The organism is Lysinibacillus sp. FSL L8-0312 (assembly GCF_038003285.1).
GTDB lineage: Bacteria > Bacillota > Bacilli > Bacillales_A > Planococcaceae > Lysinibacillus > Lysinibacillus fusiformis_D.
In genome coordinates this window covers 1,961,875-1,976,200 of the sequence record NZ_JBBOOV010000001.1, presented here as the reverse complement: position 1 = coordinate 1,976,200, position 14,326 = coordinate 1,961,875, and the positions used below count along the sequence as shown (strand labels likewise).

Annotated in this window: 15 protein-coding genes; 12 read left to right on the top strand and 3 right to left on the bottom strand. The window is 35.6% G+C overall.

Going from position 1 to position 14,326, the window contains the following annotated elements:
- Positions 1-270: 270 nt before the first annotated feature.
- The 4 genes from infC to MHI22_RS09940 all read left to right on the top strand — a co-directional run bounded on the left by infC (position 271) and on the right by MHI22_RS09940 (position 1,861).
- Positions 271-774 (top strand): translation initiation factor IF-3, encoded by a 504-nt coding sequence (gene infC / locus MHI22_RS09955; protein ID WP_025114499.1) that lies wholly within the window; start codon positions 271-273, stop codon positions 772-774.
- 31 nt (positions 775-805) lie between these two features.
- Positions 806-1,006, top strand: coding sequence for a 50S ribosomal protein L35 (rpmI, locus tag MHI22_RS09950; RefSeq protein ID WP_004226312.1), 201 nt, complete (start codon positions 806-808; stop codon positions 1,004-1,006).
- Between the two features lie 55 nt (positions 1,007-1,061).
- On the top strand, positions 1,062-1,421 hold the full coding sequence (gene rplT / locus MHI22_RS09945) for a 50S ribosomal protein L20 (protein WP_004226314.1): 360 nt from the start codon (positions 1,062-1,064) through the stop codon (positions 1,419-1,421).
- Positions 1,422-1,597: 176 nt separating this feature from the next.
- Complete coding sequence (locus MHI22_RS09940; protein ID WP_058843380.1) at positions 1,598-1,861, top strand: DUF1294 domain-containing protein; 264 nt, start codon at positions 1,598-1,600, stop codon at positions 1,859-1,861.
- 24 nt (positions 1,862-1,885) lie between these two features.
- Here MHI22_RS09940 and MHI22_RS09935 read toward each other — a convergent pair whose 3' ends face one another.
- Complete coding sequence (locus tag MHI22_RS09935; RefSeq protein WP_036121631.1) at positions 1,886-2,281, bottom strand: hypothetical protein; 396 nt, start codon at positions 2,279-2,281, stop codon at positions 1,886-1,888.
- A 107-nt stretch (positions 2,282-2,388) separates the two neighbouring features.
- Here MHI22_RS09935 and MHI22_RS09930 point away from each other — a divergent pair, with 107 nt between their 5' ends.
- From MHI22_RS09930 to MHI22_RS09920, 3 genes are all read left to right on the top strand, one after another.
- Positions 2,389-2,874, top strand: a complete 486-nt coding sequence (locus MHI22_RS09930; protein ID WP_036121628.1) for a dUTP diphosphatase — start codon at positions 2,389-2,391, stop codon at positions 2,872-2,874.
- Between the two features lie 94 nt (positions 2,875-2,968).
- Positions 2,969-4,057: a M42 family metallopeptidase gene (locus MHI22_RS09925; protein WP_036121625.1), complete on the top strand. Its 1,089-nt coding sequence runs from the start codon at positions 2,969-2,971 to the stop codon at positions 4,055-4,057.
- 241 nt (positions 4,058-4,298) lie between these two features.
- A complete protein-coding gene (locus tag MHI22_RS09920; protein ID WP_423791690.1) occupies positions 4,299-5,819 on the top strand; it encodes a thiol-activated cytolysin family protein in 1,521 nt (506 codons plus the stop codon).
- A gap of 170 nt (positions 5,820-5,989) precedes the next feature.
- Here the strand turns inward: MHI22_RS09920 and MHI22_RS09915 are convergent, their stop codons facing one another.
- On the bottom strand, positions 5,990-6,649 hold the full coding sequence (locus tag MHI22_RS09915; protein WP_051891636.1) for a 4'-phosphopantetheinyl transferase family protein: 660 nt from the start codon (positions 6,647-6,649) through the stop codon (positions 5,990-5,992).
- Positions 6,650-6,714: 65 nt separating this feature from the next.
- On the bottom strand, positions 6,715-7,674 hold the full coding sequence (locus tag MHI22_RS09910; RefSeq protein WP_036121620.1) for a helix-turn-helix transcriptional regulator: 960 nt from the start codon (positions 7,672-7,674) through the stop codon (positions 6,715-6,717).
- Between the two features lie 185 nt (positions 7,675-7,859).
- Here MHI22_RS09910 and MHI22_RS09905 point away from each other — a divergent pair, with 185 nt between their 5' ends.
- From MHI22_RS09905 to MHI22_RS09885, 5 genes are all read left to right on the top strand, one after another.
- Positions 7,860-8,453 carry an MptD family putative ECF transporter S component gene (locus tag MHI22_RS09905; RefSeq protein WP_036121640.1) on the top strand — a complete coding sequence of 198 codons (594 nt, stop codon included), beginning with the start codon at positions 7,860-7,862 and terminating at the stop codon, positions 8,451-8,453.
- A gap of 40 nt (positions 8,454-8,493) precedes the next feature.
- A complete protein-coding gene (locus MHI22_RS09900) occupies positions 8,494-9,216 on the top strand; it encodes an energy-coupling factor transporter transmembrane component T (RefSeq protein WP_051891635.1) in 723 nt (240 codons plus the stop codon).
- Positions 9,210-10,679 carry an ABC transporter ATP-binding protein gene (locus tag MHI22_RS09895; RefSeq protein WP_330493078.1) on the top strand — a complete coding sequence of 490 codons (1,470 nt, stop codon included), beginning with the start codon at positions 9,210-9,212 and terminating at the stop codon, positions 10,677-10,679. The genes MHI22_RS09900 and MHI22_RS09895 overlap by 7 nt, the downstream gene beginning before the upstream one ends.
- A 65-nt stretch (positions 10,680-10,744) precedes the next feature.
- Positions 10,745-12,493, top strand: coding sequence for an ABC transporter ATP-binding protein (locus MHI22_RS09890; protein WP_340811857.1), 1,749 nt, complete (start codon positions 10,745-10,747; stop codon positions 12,491-12,493).
- A 108-nt stretch (positions 12,494-12,601) separates the two neighbouring features.
- On the top strand, positions 12,602-14,314 hold the full coding sequence (locus MHI22_RS09885; protein WP_036121611.1) for an ABC transporter ATP-binding protein: 1,713 nt from the start codon (positions 12,602-12,604) through the stop codon (positions 14,312-14,314).
- Positions 14,315-14,326 lie beyond the last annotated feature (12 nt).

Here is a 14,326-nt window from a genome sequence, read left to right as displayed (position 1 = left end):
GTTAAGGTTAATGAATACAAAGTTTGTGGTTGAAGTAGAGGCTGCCCGCTTCTCACCTGATACAACGCTTTAAAGGCTGTGAACAGGTATGACACGTTGAATTGTTTTGCGTAGACTTGCGCATGCACATATAGCGGGCGGACATCTTCAAAAATGTCCGTCCTTTTTTTATGGACATGACAAGAGGATGTACCGTTCAACCGGGCAAGACTTTGCCCAAACCATGTATTCGCGACAACTACTTGGAGGTGGATTACTATTAGCAAAGACATGTATGTAAACGAAGGCATTCGCGCACGTGAACTTCGATTAATCGATCACAATGGTGACCAGCTTGGTGTAAAGACACGTAATGAAGCGCTAGAAATCGCCACTCGTGTAAACTTGGATCTTGTCCTTGTGGCCCCTCAAGCCAAGCCGCCAGTCGCTCGTATCATGGACTATGGTAAATTTAAGTTTGAACAGCAAAAGAAAGACCGTGAAATTCGTAAAAATCAAAAGGTCATCGTCATGAAAGAGGTTCGTTTGAGCCCATCAATCGATGAGCATGATTTCCAAACGAAGTTACGTAATGCGATTAAATTCCTTGAAAAAGGCGATAAAGTAAAATGTAGCTTACGTTTCAAAGGTCGTGCGATTACACATAAAGACATTGGTCAACGTGTGTTAGATCGTTTTGCTGAAGCTTGTGCTGAAGTATCAACGGTAGAACAAAAACCGAAGATGGAAGGCCGAAGCATGTTCTTAGTTCTTCAACCAAAGAACGAGAAATAATATTAGACGAACAGTTTAGGAGGAATTCGACATGCCAAAAATGAAAACTCACCGTGGAGCTGCGAAACGTTTCAAAAAAACGGGTTCAGGTAAATTAAAATATGACCGTGCTTATGGAAGCCACTTATTCGCAAACAAATCTACGAAACAAAAACGTCACTTACGTAAAGCAAACATCGTTTCATCTGGTGACTTCAAACGCATCAAATCTTTACTTGTTTACATGAAATAATTGACTACAAAAATACTAACATTCATTTTTAAATGAAAAGCAGGAGGTAATTCATATGCCACGCGTAAAAGGCGGAACAGTGACGCGCAAACGTCGTAAAAAAGTATTAAAATTAGCTAAAGGTTACTATGGTTCAAAACATACATTATATAAAGTTGCTAACCAAGCGGTAATGAAGTCAGGTCAATATGCATACCGTGACCGTCGTCAGAAAAAACGTGATTTCCGTAAATTATGGATCACTCGTATCAATGCAGCTGCTCGTATGAACGGTCTTTCTTACAGCCGTTTAATGCACGGTTTAAAAGTTGCTGGTATCGAAGTTAACCGTAAAATGTTAGCTGACCTTGCTGTAACAGATGCTGCAGCATTCACTCAACTAGCAGACGCTGCTAAAAAAGCAGTAGCTAAATAATAGTTGACGTAGTCAACTATTATTTCTGCACCGAAAGCGCAGCGGCAGGTGCAAAATAGGAATTTTCTGCACCGAAAGCATAAGCGACAGGTGTTAAAAAAGACTGATGGATTTTTCCATCAGTCTTTTTTGTGTTAGATTAGTAGTATAACGTTTTCTAGATAAAGGAGTAAGAAATGGGACAAGCATTATTAGCGTATATGAGCATTGTATCGATTGTGCTGCTCATTTTAATGGGTATGGATAAATCACGTGCTAAAAAACATGAATGGCGTATTGCGGAGCGCACGTTGTTTACGCTTGCCATAGCAGGAGGGGCAGGAGGTGGCGTGCTAGGTATGTATTTATTCCGCCATAAAACACGCCACAATCGTTTTGCATTTGGTTTTCCACTATTAGCAGCCATTCAAATTTTTATCATCGTACAATTGTGGTCATAATTGACATGAATTAAAAACACATCCTCATGATGGGGATGTGTTCCGCATAAGCTGTTCAATGGGCTGCTTCCAATTAATTTTTGCGTTTGGATAGTTCAATAAAATTTCCTGCTGTAAATATTCAAAGTCGCTTTTGGAGAGGCCTTGCAGCGTCGCAGCGTCACGCGCACCGACAAAAATAGTCACAACCTCGAAAGCATCCTCTGTCGTGCCTAGGTATTTTTCACCTTCAAAAAGAGCACCCTTATAGGAAATGAAGAAATTCTTTCGCACATTTTTAACGTCATCGTAAAAATAATATTGGCCTTTTTCATAGGCTTCATCAAGTTTGCGTTTAGGATCGGTTATATAACGAATCGCTTTATAAAATACATAGATAATAAGCGCTATCACAGCAAGTCGAATTAGTAACGGCAACATTTTTAAATTTTCCCCCTTGAAGAAAGGTTATTCTTTCCTATACGATTAGAGAGGTCAAATAGTTTCATTTTATTTAAAATATTTTTTTAGAAATTTAGGAGATAAAAATGAATTTACAACAATTGTTTACAATGCAACAAGAGCTGGATGATTTTATCGAGCAAACACAAAATATTCAGCAAGATGTGTTTCAGGAAAAGGGCTTAGCCTTAATGGTAGAGTTAGCAGAGCTTGCGAATGAAACGCGCTGCTTTAAGTTTTGGAGCACAAAGGGGCCTTCAGCACGTGAGGTTATTTTAGAAGAATATGTGGATTCTATTCACTTTATCTTATCGCTTGGCTTATTAAAGGGCTATACATCGATTGAAAAGTGGCCTGTGGTAGAAGAAAATCGAGATTTAACAGCCATTTTTTTAGAGACACAAAGTGCTATTTTAACATTTATTCAGCAACCTACCAAGGAGCGCTACTTAGCCATTTGGCAATGCTACGGGGTACTCGCGTATAACCTCAGTTTTACATTTGAGGACGTGGTTGGCGCTTATATTGAGAAAAACCAAGAAAATTACCAGCGTCAGCGTTCAGGATATTAAAGTAAGAAATACACTAATTTTCAGACGATTAAGCTAGGAATATTTCGGTAAACGAAGTATAATAAAGTAGATACGAGAAGTAGGAGGCAAAAGGATGACACAACTAGATTCAACATTGCAAATGTTTAAAGATTTAACAGATGCGAATGGTATTGCAGGTAATGAGCGTGCACCTCGTGAGGTCATGAAAAAATACATTGCACCATATGCAGACACTGTAGAAACAGATAACTTAGGTAGTGTAATTGCTAAAAAAGTAGGCGATGAAAACGGTCCTAAAATTGTCGTAGCAGGACATTTAGATGAAGTAGGTTTCATGGTAACGCAAATCGATGACAAAGGCTTTATTAAATTCCAAACTGTAGGTGGCTGGTGGAGTCAAGTAATGCTTGCACAGCGTGTAACGATTACTACTCGTAAGGGTGATGAAGTGATTGGGGTTATTGGTTCAAAACCACCTCATATTTTACCTGCAGATGTACGTAATAAAGTAGTAGACATTAAAGATATGTTTATTGATATTGGTGCTGCTTCTAAAGATGAAGTACTTGAGTGGGGCGTGCGTCCTGGCGATATGGTAACACCATACTTTGAATTTAATGTTATGAAAAATGATAAGTATCTATTAGCAAAAGCTTGGGATAACCGTATCGGTTGTGCTATTGCGATTGATGTTATGAAAGCGTTACAAAATGAAAAGCATCCTAACATTCTTTATTCAGTAGGGAATGTACAAGAAGAAGTGGGGCTTCGCGGTGCTAAAACAGCAACACATAAAATCCAACCAGATATTGGATTTGCAGTAGATGTAGGTGTAGCAGGAGACACGCCAGGTGTTACAGCTAAAGAATCAACTAGTAAGATGGGTGCTGGCCCACAAATCGTTGTGTATGATGCATCTATGGTATCACATCGTGGCTTACGTGAATTCGTATTAGATGTAGCAGATGAGCACAATATTCCATATCAATTTGAAGCGATGGCTGGCGGTGGGACAGACGCTGGCTCCATCCACGTAACAGCAAATGGCGTACCAGCACTATCCATCGGTATTGCGACACGCTACATCCATTCACATGCAGGTATCCTACATCGTGATGATTATGATAACGCTGTTAAATTAATGGTAGAAGTTATTAAAAAATTAGACCGTGATGCAGTCAATAAAATTACATTTGATTGATTGAATGATAAGAACTAAATAGAATTCCCATAGTTTTGCCTTCTAACGACAATGTTAGGAGGCTTTTTTCGTTGCTTAAACCAATATAGCTTACTTAAGAGGGAATAGTTAGGATATCATAGCAAATATTACACAATAGTCATTAGTACATACTAGATAGCAAGTTGAAAATGAAACCAAAATACTATTTTTGAAAATTAATTTTGTATGGTATAATTTCCTATAAAAGGAGTGGATTTATTTGGGAATTCAAAAAGTAATCAAGTTTTTATTATGTTTATCTCTTAGTTTATGTATCATAAATTATCCTAGTATTTCTTTTGCTGAAACACTTGATATGAATACATCTAGTGAAAAAAGCATATCTGACATTGATACAGGTATAGCAAACTTGAACTACAATAACAAGGAAGTATTAGCAGTGAATGGTGACAAGGTTGATAGCTTTGTTCCAAAAGAAGGTATTAACTCAAATAATAAATTTATAGTGGTTGAACGTAATAAAAAATCACTTACAACTTCACCGGTGGATATTTCAATTATTGATTCTATGGTGAATCGTACATATCCAGGAGCATTACAACTTGCAAACCGAGCTTTTGTAGACAATCAACCTAGTTTATTGGTAGCTAAAAGAAAACCCCTAAATATTAGCATTGATTTACCTGGCATGAAAAGGGAAAATACTATAACGGTGGATAATCCAACATATGGTAATGTGTCTGGTGCAGTAGATGAGTTAGTATCTACTTGGAGTGAGAAATATTCCACAACACATACTTTACCTGCAAGACTACAATATTCTGAATCTATGGTTTATAGCAAATCTCAAATAGCGAGTGCTCTGAATGTCAACGCTCAAGTTCTTGACAATTCACTAGGGATTGACTTTAATGCGATTGCGAACGGCGAGAAAAAAGTGATGGTTGCAGCATACAAACAAATATTTTATACCGTAAGTGCTGAACTACCTAACAATCCATCAGACCTTTTTGATGATAGTGTCCATTTTGAAGAATTAACGCGTAAAGGGGTAAGTAATGATGCTCCTCCCGTTATGGTATCAAATGTAGCTTATGGTAGAACAATTTATGTGAAATTAGAAACAAGCTCTAAGAGCAAGGATGTACAAGCTGCTTTTAAAGCCTTACTGAAGAATGTCAATACGAATGTAGAAACTAGTGCACAGTACAAGGATATTTTTGAAGAAAGCTCCTTTACGGCTGTAGTATTAGGAGGAGATTCACAAAAGCATAATCAAATTGTCTCAAAGGACTTTAATGATATTCGAGGAATAATTAAAGATAATGCAGAATTTAGTCTTAAAAATCCAGCATATCCAATTTCGTATACAAGTGTTTTCTTAAAGGATCATTCAATTGCTGCTGTTCATAATAATACAGATTATATTGAGACGACATCTACAGAATATTCTAAAGGAAAGATCATCCTTGATCATTATGGTGCATATGTTGCTCAATTTGAAGTAGCCTGGGACGAATTTTCCTATGATGAAAATGGAAATGAAGTATTAACCCATAAAACTTGGGATGGAAATTGGAAGGACAAAACAGCTCATTTCTCTACAGTAATACCACTTCCTGCTAATTCAAAAAATATAAGAATTTATGCAAGAGAGTGTACAGGTCTTGCCTGGGAATGGTGGAGAACGGTTATTGATGAATATAATGTTCCAATGTCTAATGAAATCAAAGTCTCCATTGGAGGAACGACATTATACCCAACAGGTAGTATTAATTAACATCAAAATTCATCATAATGATGTGAAAAATGATATTCAATTTCGATAATAGCGTTTTACCTCCTAACAAATTATTGTTAGGAGGTTTTTTGCGTTGGTTAGAACCTGTACAAGTCCGATTGGTGAAAGCAATTAATCCGTGGGAGATGAAAGCCCCCCACGGATTGCATTCAAGATTCATAAACCATCTTATTGTTGAAAGAGGTGATGATAGTCTGTAAAGATAATAATTCAATAGCATTTGCTTCAATAGCTTCAGTAGAGCAGCAAGCAAGCGAATATTGTCCTTCGAGATGGGTGGATAAAAAAGAAAGAATGTCACAATGGTTACCATGGAAATGAATAGTGCCATCCATTATTTTAAAAGAAAAAGATTGAAGTGGCGTTGATAAGCCAATGCCTAAGTATTTGATGTAGGCTTCCTTTAATGTCCAAAGCTTAAAAAAATAATCTAATTGATCCTTGTCCGATAACGTGATGAGATCCTTATATTCCTCAGAGGAGAATATATGCTGGGCAAGATTGAGATCCAATAAATGATGCTTTTCAATGTCAACGCCAATTTCTGTATTACTGACACCACAAAAAACATAATTTCCTGAATGAGAAACATTGAAAAAGGCATTTGGTAAATTTTTAATAAAAGGTTTGCCATACGAATTATTAGCAAATTCAATAGTACAGGGGGCTATATTAAAATTTGTTGAAATTAAATATCTAGCTAATATATCCCCTAATAGCCCTCGCTTGTAGTCTTCTTTATAGTGAAATTTTTGAAGTCTATTTTTTTTCTCATTGGAAATAAAAGCTGTAAGTTTCGAATGGTACATGTCAAAGTGTACATCTGTAATTGAAAGTAAAGCCAGTTTTATAATAATTATACCCTCCTATTCGTTTAGCCTTTCGATAATTGCTGTCTATATTCTTTAGGTGTGAGGTCTAGATAACGTTTAAATAGTTCTGAAAACCTTCCGGCACTTTGATAGCCTACTTTCCGAGCAATCTCATTAATAGGAAGCTCTGTATGAGCTAGTAGTTTCTCAGCCTGATGGACTCGTTGCTTTTGGATATATTCAGTAATTGTACAATGATACACTTCTTTAAATAGCTTTTTTAATTTTGTAGCACCCATACATGAAATTTTCGTTAAATGATCTAATGTTAGTTGAAGCGTATAGTAATTTTCGATATGAGCGGCTACATGCTCAATATGGTGAATATCTTCTTTAGAAATTTGTGAGCAATGACATGTTTTATCAGAAAGGGCTCGTTCCATAATGAGAGCCAATGCTTCATATACTTTTCCTTCATAAAAAAGGGCAGAAGTTAGGTCGGAACCTCGATAAGCAGCTATTTGTCGAAGGAGAATAACCATCTCTGAAAAAGTAGATGTCGCTTTTAATGTTGTTAACGCTTGTCGTGGATTCACATATTTTTCACCATATTTATATGCTAAAAATTGATCACAAAATGTAGCAGTAAACTCAATGCCAATTGATTGTACTGGAATATTTTTATGAATAATAGCACTATATTTTTCACCTTTGCTCCAATAGCTTCTTATATAGCCAGACTTTAATGGTTGATAAGGATGAAGCTCCTCGCCTGAAATAGATTCGTAGTATGTGATTGTTAGTAGCTCAGGCATCGTTAATTCTAATCGATGATCCTCAAAAAAATAAAAATCATGAATAAGAATAGAAAACATATCTTTGGCATGATATATCCAATAATACCCGTTACCTAAAGCTGGATCAATTGTGAAAGTAGTTCCTATGGCGTTATATTTACTCTTCTGATCATCTTGTGAAAATCCATTTTTTAATAATAGAGGTTCAAAATGTTGTAAAGTCATTTGCTTTCCCCTTCCCTCAATTAGACATTCCTTTTCCTTGATTAGACGTAAACACAGTGTGGGCATATTTTTATGTACTGTTATTCATTATAATAGATAATGATAATCGTTATCAATTAAAGATGCTAATTATAGTAAAAATTACAATAGAAAGGGATTGTGATGTAAATATGTATACACAAACGATGCAACAAAAAACGCTTACGATGAAAGATTTAATAACAGTCGGTATTTTCTCAGCGCTTTTCTTTATATTTATGATGATTGGGTCAGCCTTTTTCGCACCCAACCCTGTATTGACTTTTTTAATGCCAGCGGGTGCAGCCCTATTAACGGGCCCTATTTATTTATTAATGCTAGCGAAAGTACCGAAATTTGGTCCAATACTAATTTTGGGGATATTGATAGCGATTATTACGTTCGTAACAGGGATGTACTGGTTATGGTCATTAGCATGTATAGTACTAGCTTTGCTAGGCGAATTCATTGCATCAATTGGCAAGTATAAAAATAATACGATTAATATGATGAGTTATATTGTTTTTTCACTTCATCCTATGGGGTCTTACATAATGCTATGGTTCAATCAACAAGCATATAAGGAGTATTTAGTAGGTCAAGGAACAGAACAAGCTTATATGGATACGATGCTAACAACGGCCCAAAACTGGATGCTACCAGCAATGATTATTGGTACAATGCTCTGCGCACTCATTAGTGGTTTTTTAGGGAAAAAATTATTGAAAAAACAGTTTGAGAAATCTGGGGTACTGGCATAGCTAGAGTGGTGAAACTTTAAGATTAAGGGAGAAGATTTATATGTATGAGCAGAGCAATGTGCATATGCAAGTTTCCACCGTCAAGCTTGATCCAAGAACAAAAATATACCTGCTACTGTTAGTGAATGTTGCGGTGTTTTTGTCACCTTCTTTTCAATACGAACTGCTATTAATGGTCATCATATTTAGTCTTTGTCTATTGATGGGTATGTTGTCATTTTCAATAAAAATGATGCTAGGATATGGATTTATTCTAGGTATTCACTTTATAAGTGAAAGATTTTTATCTGGTACATGGGAGCTAATGTTTGTCTCGTTTGCTATGTTTATTAGAAAAATTTTTCCATGTGTTGTCATGGGAGGGTTACTAGTTGGGACTACCAAAATCAATGAATTTATGACGGCCTTAGGAAAACTACGACTTTCAAAAAAAGTAATTATTCCATTAGCCGTCATGTTACGCTATTTTCCTATGATTGGGGAAGATTGGCGCTATATAAAGGATGCGATGAAATTAAGGGGCATTTCTCCCTCCATCATAGGCTTTCTAACAAAACCTATGCAAACGGTTGAATGCATATATGTTCCTTTAATGATGGCAGCATCCAAAATTGCTGATGAATTATCTGCTGCAAGTATAGCGAGAGGAATTGAAAACCCGAAAGAGCGCTCTTGCTTTCAACATGTACATTTTCAACTAAGCGATAGTATTGTCGTTTTTGTATTGACGTTTTTTGTATTTGGAGGGCTGTTCATATGTTGAAAATCGAGCAATATTCATTCCATTATACAGATGAGAAAAGTGAAGGTATCGAAAATATAAATTTTCATGTGAAAAGAGGACAGTGCATTTTATTATGTGGTAAAAGTGGCTGTGGGAAAACAACGATTATCAGAGCAATTAACGGTTTAATTCCTTATTTTTATTTCGGCCAACTTAAAGGGCAAGTGATGTTAAATAATCTACCTGTAGAAAATAGAAAGATGTATGAATTAAGTGAACAGGTAGGGACAGTTTTTCAAAATCCACGATCACAGTTTTTTAACGTTGATACAGATAGTGAGATTGTATTTGGAATGGAAAACATGGCATATCCAAAAGAAATGATGGAAGAAAGAATGCAAGAGATTACATTGGAACTTCGTTTAGAAAAGCTTCGTCGTCGTAATATTTTTCATTTATCAGGTGGTGAGAAGCAGAAGATTGCCTTTGCGAGTGTCTATGCTGTTGCACCAGATGTTTTTGTGCTAGATGAGCCTTCGTCTAATTTAGATGCGGCTGCTATTGAAGAATTAAAGGAGATGATTGCCTTACTAAAAAGGCAAGGTAAGACGATTATTATATCTGAACATCGACTTTATTATTTAAGAGATTTAATTGATACTGCCATTGTGTTAAATAAGGGACAAATTGTATCAACTTATACACAAAAGGAATTTTTACAGCTTTCGAATCAACAGCTGGAACAATTGGGGCTACGCACGCTTTATTTAAGCAATGTACAGTTTCAACATCGACAGCAGCCTGCTAAACATAAAGTCCATGAACTTGTTGTGAAGGATGTTACGATTTCACATAAAAAGAGAAATATACTGGAAAATATACACTTTGCAGCAAAAAGCGGCGAAATTATTGCCATCACAGGACATAATGGGGCAGGGAAAACGACCTTTGCTAGATCGCTATGTGGTCTACATAAAATAACATCTGGAAATATTTATTTTAATAATCAAAAACTAACTTCGAAAAAACAAGCACAGCTCTCCTATCTGGTGATGCAAGATGTTAATTATCAGTTATTTGCTGAAACAGTCGAAAAGGAATGTGTCTTTGGGGTGAAAAATCCTGATTCAAATTTAGTACAACAGGTATTGGAGGAGATGGATTTATTAGAGTTGACAGACCGACACCCTAATACATTATCAGGTGGACAAAAACAAAGGCTTGCAGTAGCGGCTAGTTTAATAAGTGAAAAGGAAATTTTAGTATTTGATGAACCGACAAGTGGACTAGATTATGACAGTATGCAAAAGGTGGCAAGTATTTTAAAAAGTTTAGCGGAGGCTAATAAAATTGTTTTTGTTATAACACATGACCTGGAATTTATAGCGACCTGCTGTCACCGTATTCTTCGTTTTGAAGATGGAAAGAAGCAAGACGATTATATACTGAATAAAGAAAATCAGCAGTATACAATTGATGCTTTCACTCTACAGCAAGGTTAGCGGCTGCTGAGTAAAGTACAATGTAAAATTACACAGATGATTGTGTAGGAAGGGGCTGAATAACAATGGAAAAAGCACTACAAAATAAAAATCCGATCTTCATGCTTCTTTCTTGGGCAGGAAAAGATAAAAAATATTTATATTTATCGGTTTTATGTTCTTTAATTAGTGGTCTTTCTACAATTGTACCTTATTTCGTTATTTATCAAATTATTGAGCAAGTCTATCACAATACCTTAACGGAAGCCTTATTAATTCAAAATTTATTACTTTTGATTACATCGATTATTGTTCGATTTGGGCTCTTTGCTATTTCTGGTACTCTCTCGCATAAAGGAGCCTATCGAACGTTATTTAAAGTGCGTTGTCAAGTAACAGAGCATATGGCACAAGTACCATTAGGCTCTTTAAATGAACGAAATACAGGGGAAATTAAAACATTATTAAATGAAGAAATCGAAAAATTAGAATTATTTTTAGCCCATCATTTACCAGAGCTCATCTTTTATATGAGTGGTCCAATAGCTGTCTTTATCTATTTATGTACGGTAAATGTACCGTTAGCGCTTATTTCGTTTATTCCATTAATCATTGCAGTAGCAGTTATGGCCATCATGTTTCGTGGTACGAATCAAATGATGGATCGTGCAGCACGTTCTATAGCTAATTTAAATGCAATCATTATCGAATATATTCAAGGCATGCGTTTAATTAAGGCATTTAACATGAGCAGTTCATCTTTTCAAAAGTTTGCTAAAGCTGTAGATGATGAATTTAAGACATGGAAAGAAATATCTTTGAAAATGGGCCCACCATATGCGAGCTATATCATTATTATAGAGTGCGGTTTATTGCTAATGGTGCCCATAGGTGGCATGTGGTTCTTAAATGGTAGCTTAACAGGAAGTGTCTTTATTCTTTTTGCATTTGTAGGTTCATTGTATTTAACAGAACTACGCCCTCTACAAGAATTAGGCATGAACTTTGCACAAGTATTAAATGCTGTAAAGAAATGTGTAACTTTTTTAGAAACACCTGTTTTTGAACAAGGGCAAGCATTTCCAAAGAATTATACTATTGAATTGAAAAATGTTAACTACTCTTATGATGGGCAGAAAGAACATTTAAAAAATGTGAATCTAACGATTGCTGAAAATGAAAAAATAGCTATTGTCGGTGCTTCAGGTTCAGGGAAAAGTACAATTGTCCAGTTGATTTCACGCTTTAATGACGTTCAACAAGGGGAAGTGTTAATCGGTCATCAAAACGTGAAGGCTATTGAGTATGAGGAATTATTAAAAAATATAACGATAGTATTCCAAAAGACATTTTTAACGAGTGGGACCGTTTTCGAAAATATTGTTATGGGCTCTAGCGCCACACTTGATGAAGTAAGAGAAGCAGCAAAAAAGGCCCAAATTGATGATTTTATCATTTCATTACCAGATGGTTATGATACGAAGGTAGGGAGCTTTGGCATTAGATTTTCTGGTGGTGAAAAGCAGCGTATTGCGATTGCACGTGCCATTTTAAAAAATGCGCCTATACTAATATTGGATGAAGCCACATCCGCAGCCGACCCAGAAAATCAAGCCGAAATTGATCAGGCCATTGCTGAGCTTTGTATAGGTAAAACGGTTATTATCATTGCACATCGTCTTGGAATGATTAAGCATTGTGATCGAGTGGCCATTGTCGAAAATGAAACAATTCAAGCGTGTGGAACACATCAAGATATGCTAGAAGAATGCCCTTCATATAAAAAAGTTTGGCAGGATTATAGCAAAGCTAGAGAAATTACGTATGAATTGTAAGATATTTATCTTGGTTCAGCAGATATCACATATTTGGAAGAAAATTACCTACGTGGCGACGGGTACAATTACGCCAAGGCGTAATTAATGGATGAAGGAGAATTTAGTATGGACAAAAAACATGCATTTAGAAAAAATATTTCTTTTTATCTTTCTGTTGTTTTCAATGTCATCGAAGGGATGCTAGCTGGTTTTAATTTTATCGTTTTATACTACACGATCAAAGCCTTAATTACAGAGCAATTAACGATGAGCATGTTAACTCAAACTATATTATTATTAGGTGCTGTTTTTGTTATTCGCTTAATTGTCTATGCATTTGGTTATACGAGAGGGCAAATTGGTGGTGCGCAAGTGAGTAGAATTCTTCGCTTGTCGCTGGGCGATAAAATGAAAAAAATACCACTTTCCTCCTTTACGAAGGCACAAATTGGCGAGTACATTAATGCAACGACAACAAGTGTTAATAATTATGAAAATATTTTGACTCATAAAATTGGTGATATTATAAAAAATACTTCGTTTAGCTTACTGTTAATTGGCTTCGTTGCAACGCATTCGATATCTGCTGGAATAGTTCTTTTATGTTCAGGCTTATTATTATTACCATCACTTTACTTGTCCTTTTTAATGGTAAAAAAATACGGGAACGAGAAGAAAAATATTATGACAAAAAATACAAGTGATGTAGTGGAGTATATTAATGGTATTCAAACGCTACGATCATTTGGTTTAGGTGGTGTTAAAAATAAAGCAACAACTGATTCTATGAAAGCCTATAGTGATATTAGTTATGTATATGAGATCAAAGTAATTCCAATTGGTACGATATTTAGTATTCTCTGTTGGTTCAGTTTACCGATTGTTCTTTATTTAGCAGGTCATCAATGGTTGGCAGGAAATCTAGAGGCTTCTTCCTTCTTTCTAATTAGCATCAGCCCTTTATTTACATGTAAATTGTTTGGCACACTTTTTATTGACCTTACCTCTTATAAAAATTTTATGATTGCCAAACGCCAAATTGAAGCTGTATTAGATGCAGAGGAAGAGCCATCAAGTGATGCCTTTTTTGAACCTGAACAATATAGTATAGCTTTTCACAATGTGAATTTCGCCTATAGCCAAGAAGAACCTGTATTGCGTGATATTAATTTTGAAATTGGGTCTTCCCAGTTTGTAGCAATTGTCGGGCCATCGGGTTCGGGAAAATCAACTATTTTAAATTTAATCACAAAATATTATGAGCCTAATCGTGGTGATATTTTAATTGGTCAGCAAACGATTCAATCGATCGCTACTGAAAAAGTAATGCAAAAAATTTCAATGGTTGATCAAGATACTTTTTTGTTTAATGACACGATATTAAATAATATTCGCTATACAAAGCCAGAAGCAACAAAACAAGAAATTATTAATGCTGCAAAAGAGGCCAACTGCCATGATTTTATTGAGAAGTTGGAGTATGGCTATGACACAATCATTGGGGAAAATGGTAATAAGTTATCTGGTGGTGAAAGGCAGCGTATATCCATTGCACGTGCCATTTTAAAGGACAGTCCTATACTTTTATTAGATGAAGCGACCGCTTCGTTAGATATCGAAAATGAGTTAGCTGTAAAAGAAGCGATTAAAAATCTTTTGAAAAAGAAAAAAACAGTTGTGATGATTGCCCATACACTTTCCATTATTAAAAATGCAGACAATATATTAGTTGTGGATGGAGGACAAATCGTTGAAGAAGGGTCACATCAAAGTCTTATCGCTAAGGAGGGCAAATATGCAGCTATGTGGAAAAAAGAACATCAATTAAGTATCGTCTAACAAATAGATGTT

Coding starts and splice junctions, on each gene's coding strand:
- infC (WP_025114499.1), top strand. CDS start 271: ATGTATGTAAACGAAGGCATTCGCGCACGTGAACTTCGATTAATCGAT.
- MHI22_RS09900 (WP_051891635.1), top strand. CDS start 8,494: ATGTATGAGCAGAGCAATGTGCATATGCAAGTTTCCACCGTCAAGCTT.
- MHI22_RS09915 (WP_051891636.1), bottom strand. CDS start 6,649: ATGTACCATTCGAAACTTACAGCTTTTATTTCCAATGAGAAAAAAAAT.
- MHI22_RS09885 (WP_036121611.1), top strand. CDS start 12,602: ATGGACAAAAAACATGCATTTAGAAAAAATATTTCTTTTTATCTTTCT.
- rplT (WP_004226314.1), top strand. CDS start 1,062: ATGCCACGCGTAAAAGGCGGAACAGTGACGCGCAAACGTCGTAAAAAA.
- MHI22_RS09895 (WP_330493078.1), top strand. CDS start 9,210: ATGTTGAAAATCGAGCAATATTCATTCCATTATACAGATGAGAAAAGT.
- MHI22_RS09910 (WP_036121620.1), bottom strand. CDS start 7,674: ATGACTTTACAACATTTTGAACCTCTATTATTAAAAAATGGATTTTCA.
- MHI22_RS09930 (WP_036121628.1), top strand. CDS start 2,389: ATGAATTTACAACAATTGTTTACAATGCAACAAGAGCTGGATGATTTT.
- rpmI (WP_004226312.1), top strand. CDS start 806: ATGCCAAAAATGAAAACTCACCGTGGAGCTGCGAAACGTTTCAAAAAA.
- MHI22_RS09890 (WP_340811857.1), top strand. CDS start 10,745: ATGGAAAAAGCACTACAAAATAAAAATCCGATCTTCATGCTTCTTTCT.
- MHI22_RS09935 (WP_036121631.1), bottom strand. CDS start 2,281: ATGTTGCCGTTACTAATTCGACTTGCTGTGATAGCGCTTATTATCTAT.
- MHI22_RS09925 (WP_036121625.1), top strand. CDS start 2,969: ATGACACAACTAGATTCAACATTGCAAATGTTTAAAGATTTAACAGAT.
- MHI22_RS09940 (WP_058843380.1), top strand. CDS start 1,598: ATGGGACAAGCATTATTAGCGTATATGAGCATTGTATCGATTGTGCTG.
- MHI22_RS09905 (WP_036121640.1), top strand. CDS start 7,860: ATGCAACAAAAAACGCTTACGATGAAAGATTTAATAACAGTCGGTATT.